We start from the raw sequence: 14713 nt of genomic DNA, 5'->3' as shown, positions 1-14713 counted from the left end.
GCCGACCGTGTGCCCCGAACGGCCCCGACACCCCGGAATGGCTACGTGATCAGCAATTCCAGTGCCTCGGCAAGATGGCCAACCTCCCGCACCGAGAAACCGTCCGGAATCACACCGGCACCCGCAGGGCTGGCCGGAACAATTGCGTGCGTAAACCCGAGCCGGTGTGCTTCCTGGATGCGCTGGTTGATACCGGGAACAGGACGGACTTCACCAGCCAGGCCAACCTCACCAAAGGCAATCAGGCGCTGGGGGAGAGCCTTCCGGGCCTTGGCCGACGCTACGGCCAGAGCAACAGCGAGGTCCGTCGCCGGTTCCGTGAGCTTCACACCGCCCACTGTTGCCACGTAGGAATCGTCCTTGTGCAGCATGCAGCCGGCGCGCTGCTGCAGGACCGCCAGAAGCATGGCAACGCGTGAGCTCTCCAGGCCGCTGGTGGCACGGCGTGGTTGCGAATTGGCGCTCTCGGCAAGAAGGGATTGAACCTCTGCCAGCAGCGGCCGGCGACCCTCCATGGTCACCGTAATGCAGGTGCCCGAAACGGGCTCACGGGTCCGCGAAACGAACAGCCCGCTGGGATCGGCTAGCCCCTCGATGCCGGCCTCGTTCAGGTCGAAGCAGCCGACGTCGTCCGTGGCGCCATAGCGGTTTTTCACAGCACGGAGCAGGCGAAGGCGCGAATGGCGCTCGCCTTCGAACTGGCACACGACGTCCACCAGATGTTCCAGCAGCCGCGGCCCGGCAATGGTGCCTTCCTTGGTCACATGGCCTACCAACAGCGTGGTCATGTTGCGCCGCTTGGCTGCGGCAATGATCGACGCAGCAACTTCACGCACCTGCGAAACTCCGCCGGCGCTGCCCTCCACGTCGGCACTGCTCAAGGTCTGCACAGAGTCCACGATCAACAGCTTGGGCTCAAGCTTCTCCACCTGTCCCAGTGCCTGGCCAAGGTCGGTTTCGGCAGAAAGATAAAGGGTGTGCGCTACCGCGTCGATCCGTTCCGCGCGGAGCTTGACCTGTGCCGCAGACTCTTCTCCGGTGATGTAGAGGACGTCTTGGCCGGTGCGTGCGAACTTCGCCGCAACGTCCAACAGCAGCGTGGACTTCCCGACGCCGGGTTCCCCCGCGAGCAGGATGACGGCACCCGGGACGAGCCCTCCTCCGAGGACGCGGTCCAGTTCGTCCACGCCCGTGGGCAAGAAAGCCGCGGTGGTGCCATCCACCTCAGCGATACGGCGGGCCGGTTCCAAAACTGTAGCGGCCGCCGTCGTACGCGCTACCGTGGCGCCGTATTCCTCAACGGTTCCCCAAGCCTGGCACTCGCCGCAGCGGCCCACCCATTTGATGGCGGTCCAGCCGCATTCTGCACACTTGTAGGCGGGTGTTTTGGATGCGCGGGACGTCTTGGAAGCCATGGGTTCAAGCGTAGTGGCGGGGACTGACAGTATTAGCCGCGCGGTCCGCCGTGACGGGCTGCGTCCACAAACACCGCAATGCCCGTCACGCCAAGCGCAAGCCCAAGGGAAGCCACCACGTCCGTGAGCCAGTGGTAGCCAAGGTAGATCCGGCTGCAGGCAACCAACAGCGTCAAGAGGGCGGCACCACAGAAGGCGAGGACCGCCGTTACCCGTGAGCCGGAACGCGAGACGACCAGATAAGTGAGGACAAGCACGAAGATCCCGGCGCCGAGCGTGTGGCCGGAGGGGAAAGACAGTGCGGCACCAGGGCCCAGGAGAACATCGGAGGACGGCGGACCGGAGCGCCCCACATCCTGTCTCACCACCGCGGACAGGATGACGGCAAACGCCATGGCGCCCAGGAGGACGGCCGGCCGCCAGAGTTCCTTCTTCCGTACCGTCCACGCCACTGCCAACGCCATAGCCATGATGGTGATCCACAGGGGTGAGGTCACGGTGGTTACTGCCGTAAGGAGGGCGGTGAGCAAGGGGTTGCGCGAATCAACCATGAAGCTGTGGACCGCGCCGTCCACCGTGGCAAGCCCCGTCTCGGACAGCACGGCGGCGAACATTAGCCAGAAGATGGCGTCCCCGGCCACCAGCAAAATGCCTGCCCACAGGAACAGGGGCCGCTGCCGAAGCTTGAGCGCCGGTGCCGCCCGGAAGCGCGTGGAAAAGGCAGGGGTCATCGGTTCATTCTGCCAAACGGGTCTGGGGCTTCTCTGGGAGGCTGCGCCAGGGGCACGCAAATTACAGCGCCGGGAGCACCGCGCGGGCCTCATCCGGTTCCATCCCGCTCGCCTCCAACAGGTCCACCATGAGGGGCCGGAACAGCATCACCACGGTTTCACCCTCAAGTCTCTGGACGTCCAGCATCTTGGGGTGCAGGCGCGCGGCGATATCCGATAGGTCGTTCCGGGCGCGGCGCAGATGAACCCGCCGCGTTCCTTCGCTTTGCTCCGACAATCCGATGGTCATCTCGTCGATCGCTGCGGCGGTTTCCTGCAGGACTTCGGAGATACTGTCGATCGCTTCATCGGACAGCGCGGCATGATTGATGGCGCTGGTGAGCCGCCGCGCAAACACCCGGCTGTTACGCAGGGCCAGGTCGATGTACTCCAGGGAGTGCTCCAGGCCGGCCAGTTCGTCGCGGTGCCTCCGGTGCGCGGGAGCCAGGGTTGCCACTTCGCCAGAGGCGCGCAGCGTCTGCCGCATCCGGTCAACCAAAGGCTGGCAGTTGCGTCCGCGGATCAGGGCGTGCCAGGCGATGGTGGAATCGCTTTCGGTCAGGGCCTTGCCGCATTCGCGCAGCACTTCGGCGAGTTCATGCAGGATCTTCTGGACATCTTTGCGGGGCTCCCGCCGCGGATCCTTCGGCACCAGGATGGTCACCAGCAGCGCAAAAACGCCACCGATTACAGCGTCCAGGCTGCGCGTAAAGGGCCCACCGGCCGGTGCCGGCAGCAGCACCACCAGCAAGGACTGCAGGCCCAGTTGAGTGGTGAAAATGGTTCCACTGTCCAGGAACCTGGCAAGGAGGATGGAGAAAAGAAGCACGACGGCGGCCTGCCAGATCCCAGCGCCCAGCCAGTGGAGCAGCAGGTCACCAACAACGATGCCCAGGGTGCAGCCGAGGCCCACCTCGATCACCCGGCGCAGGCGCGGATCGCGGGAGAAGCCGAGGGCAATCAGGGAAGACGTCGCGGCGAACAGCGGGCCCTGGTGACCCAGCACATATTCGGCGAAAGCGTAGGCACCCACGGCGCACACGGTCATCTGGATGGCCGGCGTCAACGAATTCCGGCTGCGGACCAAACCCGTCCGGACTCTGGCACGCAGGAACCTCTTGCTTGCAGAAAATCCTTTCGCGGCAGCCATGTCGTCCAGTCTATTTGCCCGGCCCGGGTTCCGACGAAGGCGCAAACCGCATCCCGGGTGCCGCTCAAGGTGGCGCGCGCCACATAACCCAATGGTCCGCCGTCGTTCACCTTCTGTTCACCTTTCACTGCAGATCCCGTTACCTGCGCTCCTTACCTTCAGTAAAGGAACAAAAGGTCCTCAGCTCGCGCACGCCGAAATCTCCGTTCGGCCCGCATCGAAGAATCCCTGGAAGGGGCACATCCAAGTGAAGGCAACTCACTTCGGCCGCAACGCGGCAATCGCGGTCATCGCAGCCGGCGCTCTCGCGCTCACTGCTTGCGGTTCAGACAACGCAACGAACACGCCTGCTGGTACCCAGTCGGCAGCGTCCGGCCCCAAGGTCACCGGCACCCTGACCGGCATTGGCGCCTCCTCCACCGGCGCAGCCATGGACGCTTGGAAGGCCGGTTTCTCCACCGCCAACTCCGGTGCCACAGTCCAGTACTCCCCGGACGGTTCCGGCGCAGGCCGCAAGGCCATCATCGACGGCTCGGCACAGTTCGCCGGCTCGGACGCCTACCTGAAGGACGAGGAGCTTGAGAGCTCCAAGGCCAAGTGCGGCCCCGACGGCGCCATCAACATCCCGGTGTACATCTCCCCGATCGCTGTTGCCTTCAACATTCCGGACGTCAAGGAACTGAAGCTCGACGCCGCCACGGTTGCCAAGATCTTCCGCGGCGAAATCGCCAACTGGAACGATCCCGCCATCGCCGCCCTCAACGAAGGCGTCACCCTGCCGGACCTGAAGGTCACCCCGGTCAACCGCTCTGACGACTCCGGCACCACCACCAACTTCACCGACTACCTCGCAGCCGCTGCTCCCGAGGTTTGGACGGACAAGGCTGCCGGCATCTGGCCCGCAACCCTGGCCGGCGAAAACGCCAAGGGCACCTCCGGCGTCGTCAAGACCGTCACCGACACCCCGGGCGCTGTGACCTACGCTGATGACTCCGCCGTTTCCGGCAAGCTGGGCACCGCCTCCATCAAGGTGGGCGAGGAATTCGTCAAGATCTCCGCCGAAGCTGCTGCCAAGGCTGTCGAAGCCGGCAAGCCCGTTGACGGCCGCGCCGCAAACGACGTCGCCATCAAGCTGGACCGCAAGACCACCGAATCGGGCGCCTACCCCGTAGTCCTCGTCTCGTACCACGTAGTTTGCACCACCTACGAGACCAAGGAAGTTGCTGACCTGGTCAAGGCCTTCGAAAGCTACGTCGTTTCCGACGAAGGACAGAAGACCGCTGCTGACGCCGCAAAGTCCGCGCCGCTGTCCAAGGCGCTGCAGGAAAAGGCCACGGCCGCTATCGAAACCATCAAGGCCAAGTCCTAAGGTTTCCCGGCGGGTTTGCTGACCCGGCTGAACACTGAAGTTCCCTGTCCCGCGCGACGTGGCCGCAGAGCCGCTGGCGCGGGACAGGGAACTTAGCCATGTAAGACCAGTTCACTCCAGACTGAAGGAACGTGAAGTGACCACCAACTCCCTGACAACCTCCCAAGGCGCAGGACGCGCCGGGGACAAGGTTTTCTCCGGGGCCGCCATGGCCGCAGGGTGCCTGATTCTCGCGGTTCTCTTCGGAGTCGCGTTGTTCCTCGTGGTGCAGGCAATCCCCGCGCTCACCGCCCCTGCCGAAGACATCCAGGGCGGGAACGGCTTCTTCGCCTACATCGCCCCAATCGTGGTGGGCACCCTCATTGCCGCGATCATCGCACTCGTCATCGCCACCCCCGTGGCCATTGGTGTGGCCCTGTTTATCTCGCACTACGCCCCCCGCCGGCTCGCATCGGGCCTCGGCTACGTGGTGGACCTGCTCGCGGCCATCCCCTCCGTTGTCTACGGCGCCTGGGGTGCTGCCTTCCTGGCCAAGGAAATCTCCCCGGCCTACGACTGGCTGGCCACCTACCTCGGATGGATCCCCATCTTCGAAGGTCCGGCCTCGGCCACCGGCAAGACCATCCTGACCGCCGGCATTGTCCTGTCCGTCATGGTCCTGCCCATCATCACTTCCCTGTCCCGTGAAATCTTCCTGCAGACCCCCAAGCTGCACGAGGAAGCAGCGCTTGCGCTGGGAGCCACCCGCTGGGAAATGATCAAGATGGCCGTTCTGCCCTTCGGCCGCCCGGGCATTATCAGCGCCATCATGCTGGGCCTCGGCCGGGCACTTGGCGAGACCATGGCCGTTGCCCTGGTGCTCTCCTCCGGTGTCCTGACAGCCAGCCTCATCCAGTCCGGCAACCAGACCATCGCTGCGGAAATTGCCTTGAACTTCCCCGAAGCCAGCGGCCTCAAGGTCAACACATTGATCGCCGCCGGCCTGGTGCTGTTCGTCATCACCCTGGGCGTGAACATGATCGCCCGCTGGATCATCACCCGGCACAAAGAATTCTCGGGAGCCAACTAAATGTCCGCCACAGTAGTCCGCAAGCGCTCAGCGCTCACCAAGGGCCAACTGCCCAAATTCGCGCCCTACATTGTCTTGGCCATCGCACTTGTTGTGGGCGCGGCCATCATGGCGCTCATCGGCTTCAACGCCTTGGGCTGGGGCATCGTCTCCGCCATTCTGTTCGCCGTGGGCCTGGTCTCGTGGAGCGGTGCCGTTGAAGGTGGCCGCAAAGCCAAGGACAAGCTCGCCACGTGCTTGGTGGTCGGCGCCTTCCTGATTGCGCTGCTGCCGCTGATCTCGGTGATCGTCACAGTGCTGGTCAACGGCATCCCCGGGCTCATCACCCCCGGCTTCCTGGGCACGTCCATGAATGGCGTAACCGGCGCCTACGACAACAAAGCCGTGGAGGAGGGCGCGCCGGTCCTCGGCGGCATCTACCACGCATTGCTGGGCACCCTTCAGATCACACTCCTTGCCACAGTGATCTCCGTTCCCGTGGGCCTCCTCACCTCCATTTACCTGGTGGAATACGGCAACGACCGTCCGCTGGCCCGCGCCATCACGTTCTTCGTGGATGTCATGACCGGCATCCCGTCGATCGTGGCCGGCCTCTTCGCGGCAGCGTTCTTCTTCGCCATCGTTGGCCCCGGCACCAAGACCGGTGCGGTAGCCGCCGTCGCGCTTTCCGTCCTGATGATTCCTGTTGTGGTTCGCTCCAGCGAGGAAATGCTGAAGATCGTCCCCAACGAGCTCCGCGAGGCGTCCTACGCGCTGGGCGTCCGTAAGTGGCGCACCATCACCAAGGTGGTCATCCCGACGGCGATTTCCGGCATCGCGTCCGGTGTCACCTTGGCGATCGCCCGCGTTATCGGTGAGACCGCTCCGATCCTGGTCACCGCCGGATTCGCCACCACCATCAACAACAACGTGTTCGGTGGCTGGATGGCCTCGCTGCCTACGTTCATCTACACACAGATCCTCAACCCGACGTCGCCGTCCAACCCGGAGCCGTCGGACCAGCGTGCCTGGGGCGCCGCGTTGGTGCTGATCATCCTGGTGATGCTCCTGAACCTCGGAGCCCGCCTCATCGCCCGTCTGTTCGCTCCCAAGACGGGGCGGTAGGCTGCCCTTCTGCGGCCTCATCCAAAACTTCCACACCCCCAAGGAACAAAGGAACACCATGTCCAAGCGCATCGACGTCAAAGACCTCAATGTCTACTACGGCAACTTCCTGGCCGTCGAGGACGTCAACATCAACATCCAGGCCAAATCCGTTACAGCCTTCATCGGCCCGTCCGGCTGTGGCAAGTCCACCTTCCTCCGCACGCTGAACCGCATGCACGAGGTCCTGCCCGGCGCACGCGTCGAGGGCGAGGTCCTCCTGGACGGCGACAACCTCTACGGCCCCGGCGTGGATCCCGTGACCGTCCGCACCCAGGTGGGCATGGTCTTCCAGCGCCCCAACCCGTTCCCCACCATGTCCATCCGCGACAACGTACTGGCCGGCGTGAAGCTGAACAACAAGAAGATCTCCAAGGGCGCAGCGGATGCCCTGGTGGAGAAGTCCTTGGTGGGCGCCAACCTGTGGAACGAGGTCAAGGACCGCCTGGACAAGCCCGGCTCCGGCCTTTCCGGTGGTCAGCAGCAGCGCCTGTGCATCGCCCGCGCCATTGCTGTTGAGCCCCAGGTGATCCTCATGGACGAGCCCTGCTCCGCCCTTGACCCCATCTCCACGCTGGCCGTTGAGGACCTCATCAACGAGCTCAAGGATCAGTACACCGTGGTGATCGTGACCCACAACATGCAGCAGGCTGCGCGTGTGTCAGACAAGACCGCGTTCTTCAACATCGCAGGCACCGGCAAGCCAGGCAAGCTGATCGAGTTCGCTGACACCACCAGCATCTTCAACAACCCCGCCCAGAAGGCCACGGAAGACTACGTCTCCGGCCGCTTCGGATAAGGGTTTCGCAGGTTCCGGCTTCTGGGGGAGTCGGCACAGAACGACGGCGGCCGTCGCCTTGGGGGTACGGTCGCCGTCGTTTTTTTGTTGTCCAACTACAGGTCCGCGAGGGGCGAGAACGCCAGCTCCAGGATGAAGGCAGCGGCGGCTGTGACCAGGGGAGTCGCCACCCAGAACAGCAGGATCCTCCGCACCAAGCGCCTGTTGACGGTGTGGAAGCGCTGATTGACCCCCGCACCCAGCACGGACGCTGTCAGTGTATGGGTGGTGGAGAGCGGCAGGTGGAAGGCGATGGCGCCGATGAACAGCATCACGGAAGTCAGTGTTTGCGAAACAAACCCTCGCAGCGGATCCACCCTGATGAGCTTGTGGCCAAGAGTGTGGGAGATCCGCCAGCCGCCGAACATGGTGCCCGCAGTCAGCATGATGGCTGTGACCAACAGGATCCAGAGCGGCACATCGTTGCCGCCGGACAACCCCGCAGCCACCATGGCCAGCAAAATGACCGCAGCTGTGCGCTGGCCGTCCTGGAGCCCGTGGCCGAACGCTACGGCGGCGGAGGAGACGGCCTGCGCCCGCCGGAACCGCCGGTTCACCACATTCGGCTGCGTATAGCGGGCAGCCCACGTCACCGGCCACACCAGCAGGTATGCCGCCACGAACGCGATGACAGGCGACAAGACCAACGGCAGCGCGACCTGGGTGAGCAGGACATTGTCCATGCCGCCTACCGCGTTGCCGCCCACCAGGACGCTCGCTGCACCTGCACCAATCAGGCCGCCCACCAGTGAGTTGGTGGAGGACAGCGGGATGCCGCGCCACCACGCATACACCCCCCACAGGATGGCTGCCGTGAGGGCCGAGGCGAGGATGGTCAGGCCGCTGGTGCCGCTCGGCAGTGTGATCCAGGACTGGGTGAAGGCCAGGATGAAAGTGCCGCTGAGCATGGCGCCCACAAAGTTGAAGATGGCGGCCAGGAGCACCGCAATCGAGGGAGTGAGTGCGCGGGTCCGCGTGGAAAGCGCGACGGCGTTGGAGACGTCGCGGAAGCCGTTCAGGAATGCGAAACCGGAAGCCAGGCCAACTACCAGGACCAGGATAGCGATGGTCACGTCATGATTCCTTGACGATGATGCTGCCTACCTGGGTGGCGACCTTCCGCATGTCCTTGGTAACTTCCACCAACTGGTTGGCGATGTCCCTGTGCCGCGCATATTGCGTGGATTTCATGTCCTTGAGCATCTCGGCCACCCAGATCCGGTGGGTCCGTTCTGCGCGCTTGGCCAGCCGGAGGATCTCGATCCAGTAGTCCTCAAGCTCGTCCAGGTCTTCGAGTTTCCGCATGGCGTCCACGGTGAGCTCGGCCTGCCGGCTGATGATCTCCAGTTGGTCGGCTGCGCGTTTGGGAAGTCGGTCCAGCTTGTAGATGGCTACAAGGTCACCGGCGGCGTCGAGTTTCTCCATGGCCTCGGTGAGGTGGCGGGACAGCGTGTACATGTCCTCGCGGGGGAGCGGGTTCACAAAGCTGGTGCGCATGTGGGTCAGCAGGGCGAAGTGCAGGTCCAACGACTTGGACTCGTGCTCGTGAAGTTCTTCGGCGAGGCGCTCGTGCTCGCTGGCGGGGGCTCCAAGAATCTCGGAGAGCGTCCCGGTGCCGGCCACGATCACACTGGCCATCTGCGCGAGGAGGACGAGCCCGGCAGGTTCCTGGGGGAAAAGGCGCAGCTTCATATCGCTTTCCGGGCTGGGGACGGATGGGCGTGGGCGGCTTGACTTGACGCAGCCCATTTCGGTCCCAACTTTACCGGTCCGTTGGGTGCGTCCGCTCAGTACACGGGGCGTCGCGGGGAGAAGTCCCCATCGCAAGGCCTCCGTCACTGTGAAAGACTGGGCAAGCTCCGGATTAATCCACTCAATGGGGGAACTATGCGTCTCAATAATATTGTTAAAATCACCAGCCTCGCGGCGGCTGGAATGCTCGCGCTCAGTGCCTGCGGCACCACCACGGCGGGCTCGACGACGGGTGGTGCCGAATCGTCGTCGTCCTCGTCTCCTTCTTCGTCAGCCTCGGCGTCAACGTCGGCCTCGCCGTCCGCTGCCTCTTCCGAAGGAGCCGGGACCTCGTCCGGCGCTTACACCGCCGCGGCCTGGGCGCTCCCCATTTCAGATGCAGGTGACAAGCTCGGCACTCTCAAGGGCGATAGCTTCAGTGTGGACATCTATCAGGTGGCCACCGACGTGGCTTCCAAGGACAGCATGTTCGTGGACAAGGACACCAAGGAGAACCTGCTGAAGAAGGGTGCGCCTGTGGTTTACCTGAACTACGTGGTCACCAACACTTCATCAGCAGATATTCCCCTGAGCCACTCCCTGGTCACCCCTTCGGCCAAGTACACGGACTGGAAGTACCTCGGCGGCATGCCGTCGGACTCCAGCAGTGACGGCTACAAGAAGCATGGGCTTTCCAGCAGCGGGACCAAGCTGAAGGAAAAGGCCCCCTTCGTGCTGAAGCCGGGGGAGTCGTTCAACATTGCGGAGAACTTCGCCTACACGGCCGGTAAGGAAACGGAGATCAAGGCGACCTTGACGCCCCAGGACGCCGCAGGCGATCTCGATCACGACAAGAAGGAAACGGCGGACACCACGGTCACGTTGAAGTAGTTCCTTGCAGCTTTGCCCGGGCTGGCCTGAGCGCCGGCCCGGGCAATCTGCGTTCGGGCATAAAAATGGTGCCGAACCGGATACGCCTCTCGGCGGTAGGCCGCTCGAAGCGGCTATAAGTTGAAGCCCGGGGGTTTCGCGGTTCGACACCAGTTTTAGTTTTCACCGTCCGGCGGGCTAAGTCAACATTGACAGTCCGGGGCCGACGTGGGTACGTTTCGCCCTCTTTGCTGGCTAGTCCAGCTCGCCCAGGCGCCATGCATTGGCGGCGTGCTCAAGGTCCTCGGCCGTTTTTACGAGCTGGTGCGAGTTGCGGGTCAGCTTGCTCGCGTGGCTTTCATTGCTGTGCTCTGCGCCGTCGGCGAGGGTCGCCTGGCCCAGTGCCACCACGCGGCAGAAAGCAGCGGAACGTTCCAGCGCGACGTCGAACTCGCCGTCGAATGCGCCGGACAAAATGGCGTCAGCCATGGTTTTCATTTCATCGGCTCCGGGCGGCTCCGCTGCGCCGGCCACCACGTTGGAAACCTGCGCGGTATCGCGTCCGGCCCGGAAGTAGACGGAGATCTTCTCGGGGTTCTGGATGGTGGCGGCGCGGAGGGCGTAGAGCCGCCACAGCGCGCCGGGAAGGCTGCGCGCGGGGCTTTCGGCCCACATCTCGGCTATGGCTTCCAGACCCTGCTCGTCGGCCAGTTTCACCAGGCGACGGGTGACCTTGGGGTCGTCGCTGTCGCGGCCCCGCCTCACCAACGCCTGCGCAGCAAGGTGGGCGGCCTCGGAAACCCGCGCGGGGTCTGCCCCGCCGGCGAACGGTTCAAAATCGATCGGAGCAAAAGGCTTGGGCTTGTGGTGCCTGTTTGCTCCGCCGTACGCGCGTGGTCCTGGCTGTTCGCTCATGAGTTCACCGTACTCCTGTGCTCTGGTGGGGTCGAGTAACGGTTGCCGGGCGCGCTGGCGGGCCGCCACCACCTACTTTGCCGCCGCCTTGGGCCCGACACGCTGCTGCCGCCGCGCGCCGCCGTCGAACGTTCGCCCAAAGAAGGTAGCGACGGCGTACGTCACCTTGAGTTCCTCGTCTGCCGTGACGTTGGGGTACAGTATTCATGGCTGTTTCTACAGCTGGAGGGGCCTTTAGCTCAGTTGGTAGAGCATCGGACTTTTAATCCGTGGGTCGTGGGTTCGATCCCCACAGGGCCCACCCTCCAAGACAGGCCGGAGACCTTGAGTCTCCGGCCTGTTTTTATTTTTCCGGTCACGTCCCACACTCCAATTCCATCGGTTATGCTATTCGATGGATTAACTATTCACGTGAGGGGGGCTCGGCGTGGGGATCTTTGATACGGCGGTGTTTGCTGGCCGTTGAACAACTCAGGAAGAGTGAACCATATGCCCCATGAACCCTAGGCCCGCATGAAGACCAGCCGCATACTCGCCGCGTTAGTCTGCGCGGCCGTTGCACTGAGCGCCTGCACACCCATTACGGAGAACGCTATGACCGGCTCAAGCAATCCCAGCGACCCCGCAACCGTCAAAGCCCAGGTAGAAGAACTAAAACAAGCCCTCAAGGATCTCCACGCCTTCAAAACCGAAACCCAAAAAGTCATCGGAACCCAGAAATGGGCGGATACAGACAACCCTGTCAACAGCGCCTGCAGCACATCCGACCGGCAAGACGGAGTGAACTACAGTATCCTGAGCCAAACTTCCGACCCCGTCGATCTGGAAGCGTCAGTAAACGTCGTCAGAACGTTCTGGGAATCCAAGGGCTTCACGACCCGAACCGAAACCAACCCCCGGGACCCAGGTCTCATCCGCCTCTACGCTGACGAGAACGGCGGACACCTTCTGTCCTACTACGCAAACATCAAAGGCTCCAGTCTGGAGATGGACACCGTCTGCATCGCCGGGAACCAACACGAAATCTATGAGGAATTGGACAGGCAGGAAGCAAGCGACAGCCCCTCACCAATCACGAAGTAGAGCTGAAGAGCCCCGGCCCCTTGTTGACTCTGGGCTGGTGCACAGTTATCAATGCGCGTAGGTACGTTCAGCCAACGCGAGTGGGAGTGAGCAGCCGTTGCGCGACGATGGCCGCGTGGGGACGCACTCCGGGGTCGGCGCGCGAGTGCGTGCCAATCACGCTGAAACCGGCTTCCTGCAACCGTCCCGACATCTCCTCCAGAGACCAGAAATAGGCAGGCGTCACTGCATGCGAGAACGACTCACCCGCCGGGCCATCGAAGAAGCCGATCAGGAGGCCACCGCCTGGTTTGAGGCAGCGGGCAAACTCATCCAGAACCCGGCTGATTTCAGCAGGGGGGATGTGGATCAGCGAGTACCAGGCGAGGATTCCCGCCAATGAGTCATCCGGCGCAGGCAGCCGTTGAAGTGACCCGACAGAAAACTGGGCATCCGGGCAGAATTGCTTGGCCGTCTCAATAAAGTCCGGTACCAAGTCCACGCCTTGGACGTCCACCCCGTCGGAGTGCAGAAAGGCTGTCCATTGCCCAGGCCCGCAGCCGGCATCGAGAACCTTTCCGGATAACCCCTGAGCCCATGACAACACCAGCTCCCTATCGACCGGATGCGTGCTGCTGATGGACCCGAACATCGAGGTGTACTCGGCTGCACGGGCTGAATAGGCGGCTCTCACGACTCCGGACGTCATGGAACTCAGCCTAGGAGCCCGAACGCCCGGCAAGAAATCTCTTGACTCCCACGCCAAGGCCACGTCAGCATAGTTTCTATAACGTTGTAAATCGGCAAGCAGAACAAGCAAAATCAGCAGACAAGGACCCACCCTTTGGGAAACCCAGAAAACCCCACGGCCAAAATCACCATCGACCCCGCGTTCGTCGTAGGCCCCGTCAGGCGGAAGACTTTCGGCGCCTTCGTGGAACACCTCGGCCGCTGCGTCTACTCGGGCATTTTCGAGCCTGAGCACCCTAAAGCCGACGACGACGGTTTCCGCACCGATGTCCTCGAACTCACCAGGGAACTCGGCGTCTCAACAGTCCGGTACCCGGGCGGAAACTTCGTCTCGGGGTACCGCTGGGAAGACGGAGTGGGGCCCAAAGAAGACCGCCCAACAAGGCTGGACCTCGCCTGGCACTCCAGCGATCCCAACCTGGTGGGCGTGGACGAGTTCGCCAAGTGGTCGGAGAAGGCCGGCGCTGAACCCATGATGGCCGTCAACCTGGGCACCAGGGGAACCCAGGAAGCTCTGGACCTGCTGGAGTACTCCAACATCAAGGGTGGAACGGCCTTGTCCGAACAGCGCAAGGCGAATGGCGCCGTCGAGCCTCACAACATCCAGATGTGGTGCCTCGGGAACGAGATGGATGGCTTCTGGCAGATCGGCCACAAGAAGGCCGGCGAGTACGCGCGGGTTGCCGCCGAAACGGCGCGGGCGATGCGCATGGTCAACCCGGACCTGGAACTGGTGGCCTGTGGAAGTTCCGGACCCACCATGCCCACGTTCGGCGAATGGGAGCGCGTGGTCCTCAATGAGACGTACGAGTTGGTGGACCTGATCTCGGCGCATCAGTACTTTGAGGATTTCGGTGACCTGCAGGAGCACCTGTCAGCCGGGCACCGGATGGAGGCGTTCATCAAGGACCTGGTGTCCCACATCGACCACGTGAAGTCGGCCAAAAAGTCTGGGAAGCAGATCAATATCTCGTTCGATGAGTGGAACGTCTGGCACATGTCCCGCGACGAGTCCAAGGTGCCCACAGGCGACGACTGGCCCGTGGCGCCAGTGCTCCTCGAGGACCGCTACACGGTTGCCGACGCCGTGGTGGTGGGAGATCTTCTCATCACGCTGCTGCGCAACACGGACCGCGTCCACTCCGCGAGCCTTGCCCAACTGGTCAACGTGATCGCACCCATCATGACCGAGCCGGGTGGGCGGGCATGGAAGCAGACCACGTTCCACCCGTTTGCGCTCACTTCGCAGAATGCCTCGGGCGCGGTGTTGAACCTCGCCGTCGAATCCCCGCTGCTGGAGACCGAAAAGACGGCGGGCGTCACCGCCCTGTCAGCCGTGGCGACCTATGATGCAGAAGCCAAAGAGGCCGTGGTGTTCGCAGTGAACCGCTCGGCGACGGACGCGCTGACGCTGGATGCCGCCGTCGGAAGCCTCAACGCAAGCAAAGTCATTGAGGCCGTCACCTACTCGAACAAGGACCCGTACTGGCAGGCCACTGCCGACGATTCGACATCGGTCCTGCCCACTGAGAACGTCAGTGTAAAGCTCGACGGCGGTCGCCTCACCGCTGGTCTTCCGGCCGTGAGCTGGACCATGATCCGGTTGTCGCTTGAGGACCAGGTCAACTGAA

At 63.2% G+C, this 14713-nt stretch carries 14 protein-coding genes and 1 tRNA gene; 8 read left to right on the top strand and 7 right to left on the bottom strand.

The window, feature by feature from the left end; genetic code table 11:
• Positions 1–41: 41 nt before the first annotated feature.
• The 3 genes from radA to ABIE35_RS10180 all read right to left on the bottom strand — a co-directional run bounded on the left by radA (position 42) and on the right by ABIE35_RS10180 (position 3335).
• Positions 42–1415: a DNA repair protein RadA gene (radA, locus tag ABIE35_RS10190; protein WP_311211742.1), complete on the bottom strand. Its 1374-nt coding sequence runs from the start codon at positions 1413–1415 to the stop codon at positions 42–44.
• Between the two features lie 32 nt (positions 1416–1447).
• Positions 1448–2146 carry a phosphatase PAP2 family protein gene (locus ABIE35_RS10185; RefSeq protein WP_354514598.1) on the bottom strand — a complete coding sequence of 233 codons (699 nt, stop codon included), beginning with the start codon at positions 2144–2146 and terminating at the stop codon, positions 1448–1450.
• 61 nt (positions 2147–2207) lie between these two features.
• Complete coding sequence (locus ABIE35_RS10180; protein ID WP_354514597.1) at positions 2208–3335, bottom strand: FUSC family protein; 1128 nt, start codon at positions 3333–3335, stop codon at positions 2208–2210.
• 247 nt (positions 3336–3582) lie between these two features.
• Between ABIE35_RS10180 and pstS the strand changes: the two genes are divergently transcribed.
• From pstS to pstB, 4 genes are all read left to right on the top strand, one after another.
• Positions 3583–4704 carry a phosphate ABC transporter substrate-binding protein PstS gene (gene pstS / locus ABIE35_RS10175; protein ID WP_354514596.1) on the top strand — a complete coding sequence of 374 codons (1122 nt, stop codon included), beginning with the start codon at positions 3583–3585 and terminating at the stop codon, positions 4702–4704.
• Positions 4705–4840: 136 nt separating this feature from the next.
• Positions 4841–5773: a phosphate ABC transporter permease subunit PstC gene (pstC, locus tag ABIE35_RS10170; RefSeq protein WP_089593240.1), complete on the top strand. Its 933-nt coding sequence runs from the start codon at positions 4841–4843 to the stop codon at positions 5771–5773.
• Positions 5774–6877 carry a phosphate ABC transporter permease PstA gene (gene pstA, locus ABIE35_RS10165; RefSeq protein ID WP_354514595.1) on the top strand — a complete coding sequence of 368 codons (1104 nt, stop codon included), beginning with the start codon at positions 5774–5776 and terminating at the stop codon, positions 6875–6877. It abuts the gene before it with no gap.
• A 58-nt stretch (positions 6878–6935) separates the two neighbouring features.
• A complete protein-coding gene (gene pstB / locus ABIE35_RS10160) occupies positions 6936–7715 on the top strand; it encodes a phosphate ABC transporter ATP-binding protein PstB (protein WP_017197024.1) in 780 nt (259 codons plus the stop codon).
• 95 nt (positions 7716–7810) lie between these two features.
• Here pstB and ABIE35_RS10155 read toward each other — a convergent pair whose 3' ends face one another.
• Both ABIE35_RS10155 and ABIE35_RS10150 read right to left on the bottom strand, forming a co-directional pair.
• Complete coding sequence (locus ABIE35_RS10155) at positions 7811–8827, bottom strand: inorganic phosphate transporter (protein ID WP_354514593.1); 1017 nt, start codon at positions 8825–8827, stop codon at positions 7811–7813.
• 1 nt (position 8828) lies between these two features.
• The gene (locus tag ABIE35_RS10150; RefSeq protein ID WP_089593243.1) at positions 8829–9446 is read right to left on the bottom strand and encodes a DUF47 domain-containing protein; all 618 of its coding nucleotides are present in this window, start codon (positions 9444–9446) and stop codon (positions 8829–8831) included.
• A gap of 195 nt (positions 9447–9641) precedes the next feature.
• On the opposite strand from ABIE35_RS10150, the gene ABIE35_RS10145 reads away from it, so the two are divergent.
• A complete protein-coding gene (locus ABIE35_RS10145) occupies positions 9642–10376 on the top strand; it encodes a hypothetical protein (protein ID WP_354514592.1) in 735 nt (244 codons plus the stop codon).
• 234 nt (positions 10377–10610) lie between these two features.
• Here the strand turns inward: ABIE35_RS10145 and ABIE35_RS10140 are convergent, their stop codons facing one another.
• On the bottom strand, positions 10611–11270 hold the full coding sequence (locus ABIE35_RS10140; RefSeq protein WP_207595776.1) for a hypothetical protein: 660 nt from the start codon (positions 11268–11270) through the stop codon (positions 10611–10613).
• Positions 11271–11498: 228 nt separating this feature from the next.
• Here ABIE35_RS10140 and ABIE35_RS10135 point away from each other — a divergent pair.
• Positions 11499–11571: transfer RNA gene (locus ABIE35_RS10135), tRNA-Lys, on the top strand.
• A gap of 212 nt (positions 11572–11783) precedes the next feature.
• The gene (locus tag ABIE35_RS10130; RefSeq protein WP_354514590.1) at positions 11784–12353 is read left to right on the top strand and encodes a hypothetical protein; all 570 of its coding nucleotides are present in this window, start codon (positions 11784–11786) and stop codon (positions 12351–12353) included.
• A 67-nt stretch (positions 12354–12420) separates the two neighbouring features.
• Here ABIE35_RS10130 and ABIE35_RS10125 read toward each other — a convergent pair whose 3' ends face one another.
• Complete coding sequence (locus ABIE35_RS10125) at positions 12421–13041, bottom strand: class I SAM-dependent methyltransferase (RefSeq protein WP_354514588.1); 621 nt, start codon at positions 13039–13041, stop codon at positions 12421–12423.
• Between the two features lie 135 nt (positions 13042–13176).
• Here ABIE35_RS10125 and arfA point away from each other — a divergent pair, with 135 nt between their 5' ends.
• Positions 13177–14712, top strand: coding sequence for an arabinosylfuranosidase ArfA (arfA, locus tag ABIE35_RS10120; protein WP_354514586.1), 1536 nt, complete (start codon positions 13177–13179; stop codon positions 14710–14712).
• The last annotated feature ends 1 nt before the right edge of the window (position 14713 follow it).

It is taken from the genome of Paenarthrobacter sp. 4246, from assembly GCF_040546855.1.
GTDB lineage: Bacteria > Actinomycetota > Actinomycetes > Actinomycetales > Micrococcaceae > Arthrobacter.
This window is presented reverse-complemented; position numbering and strand designations above follow the sequence as displayed.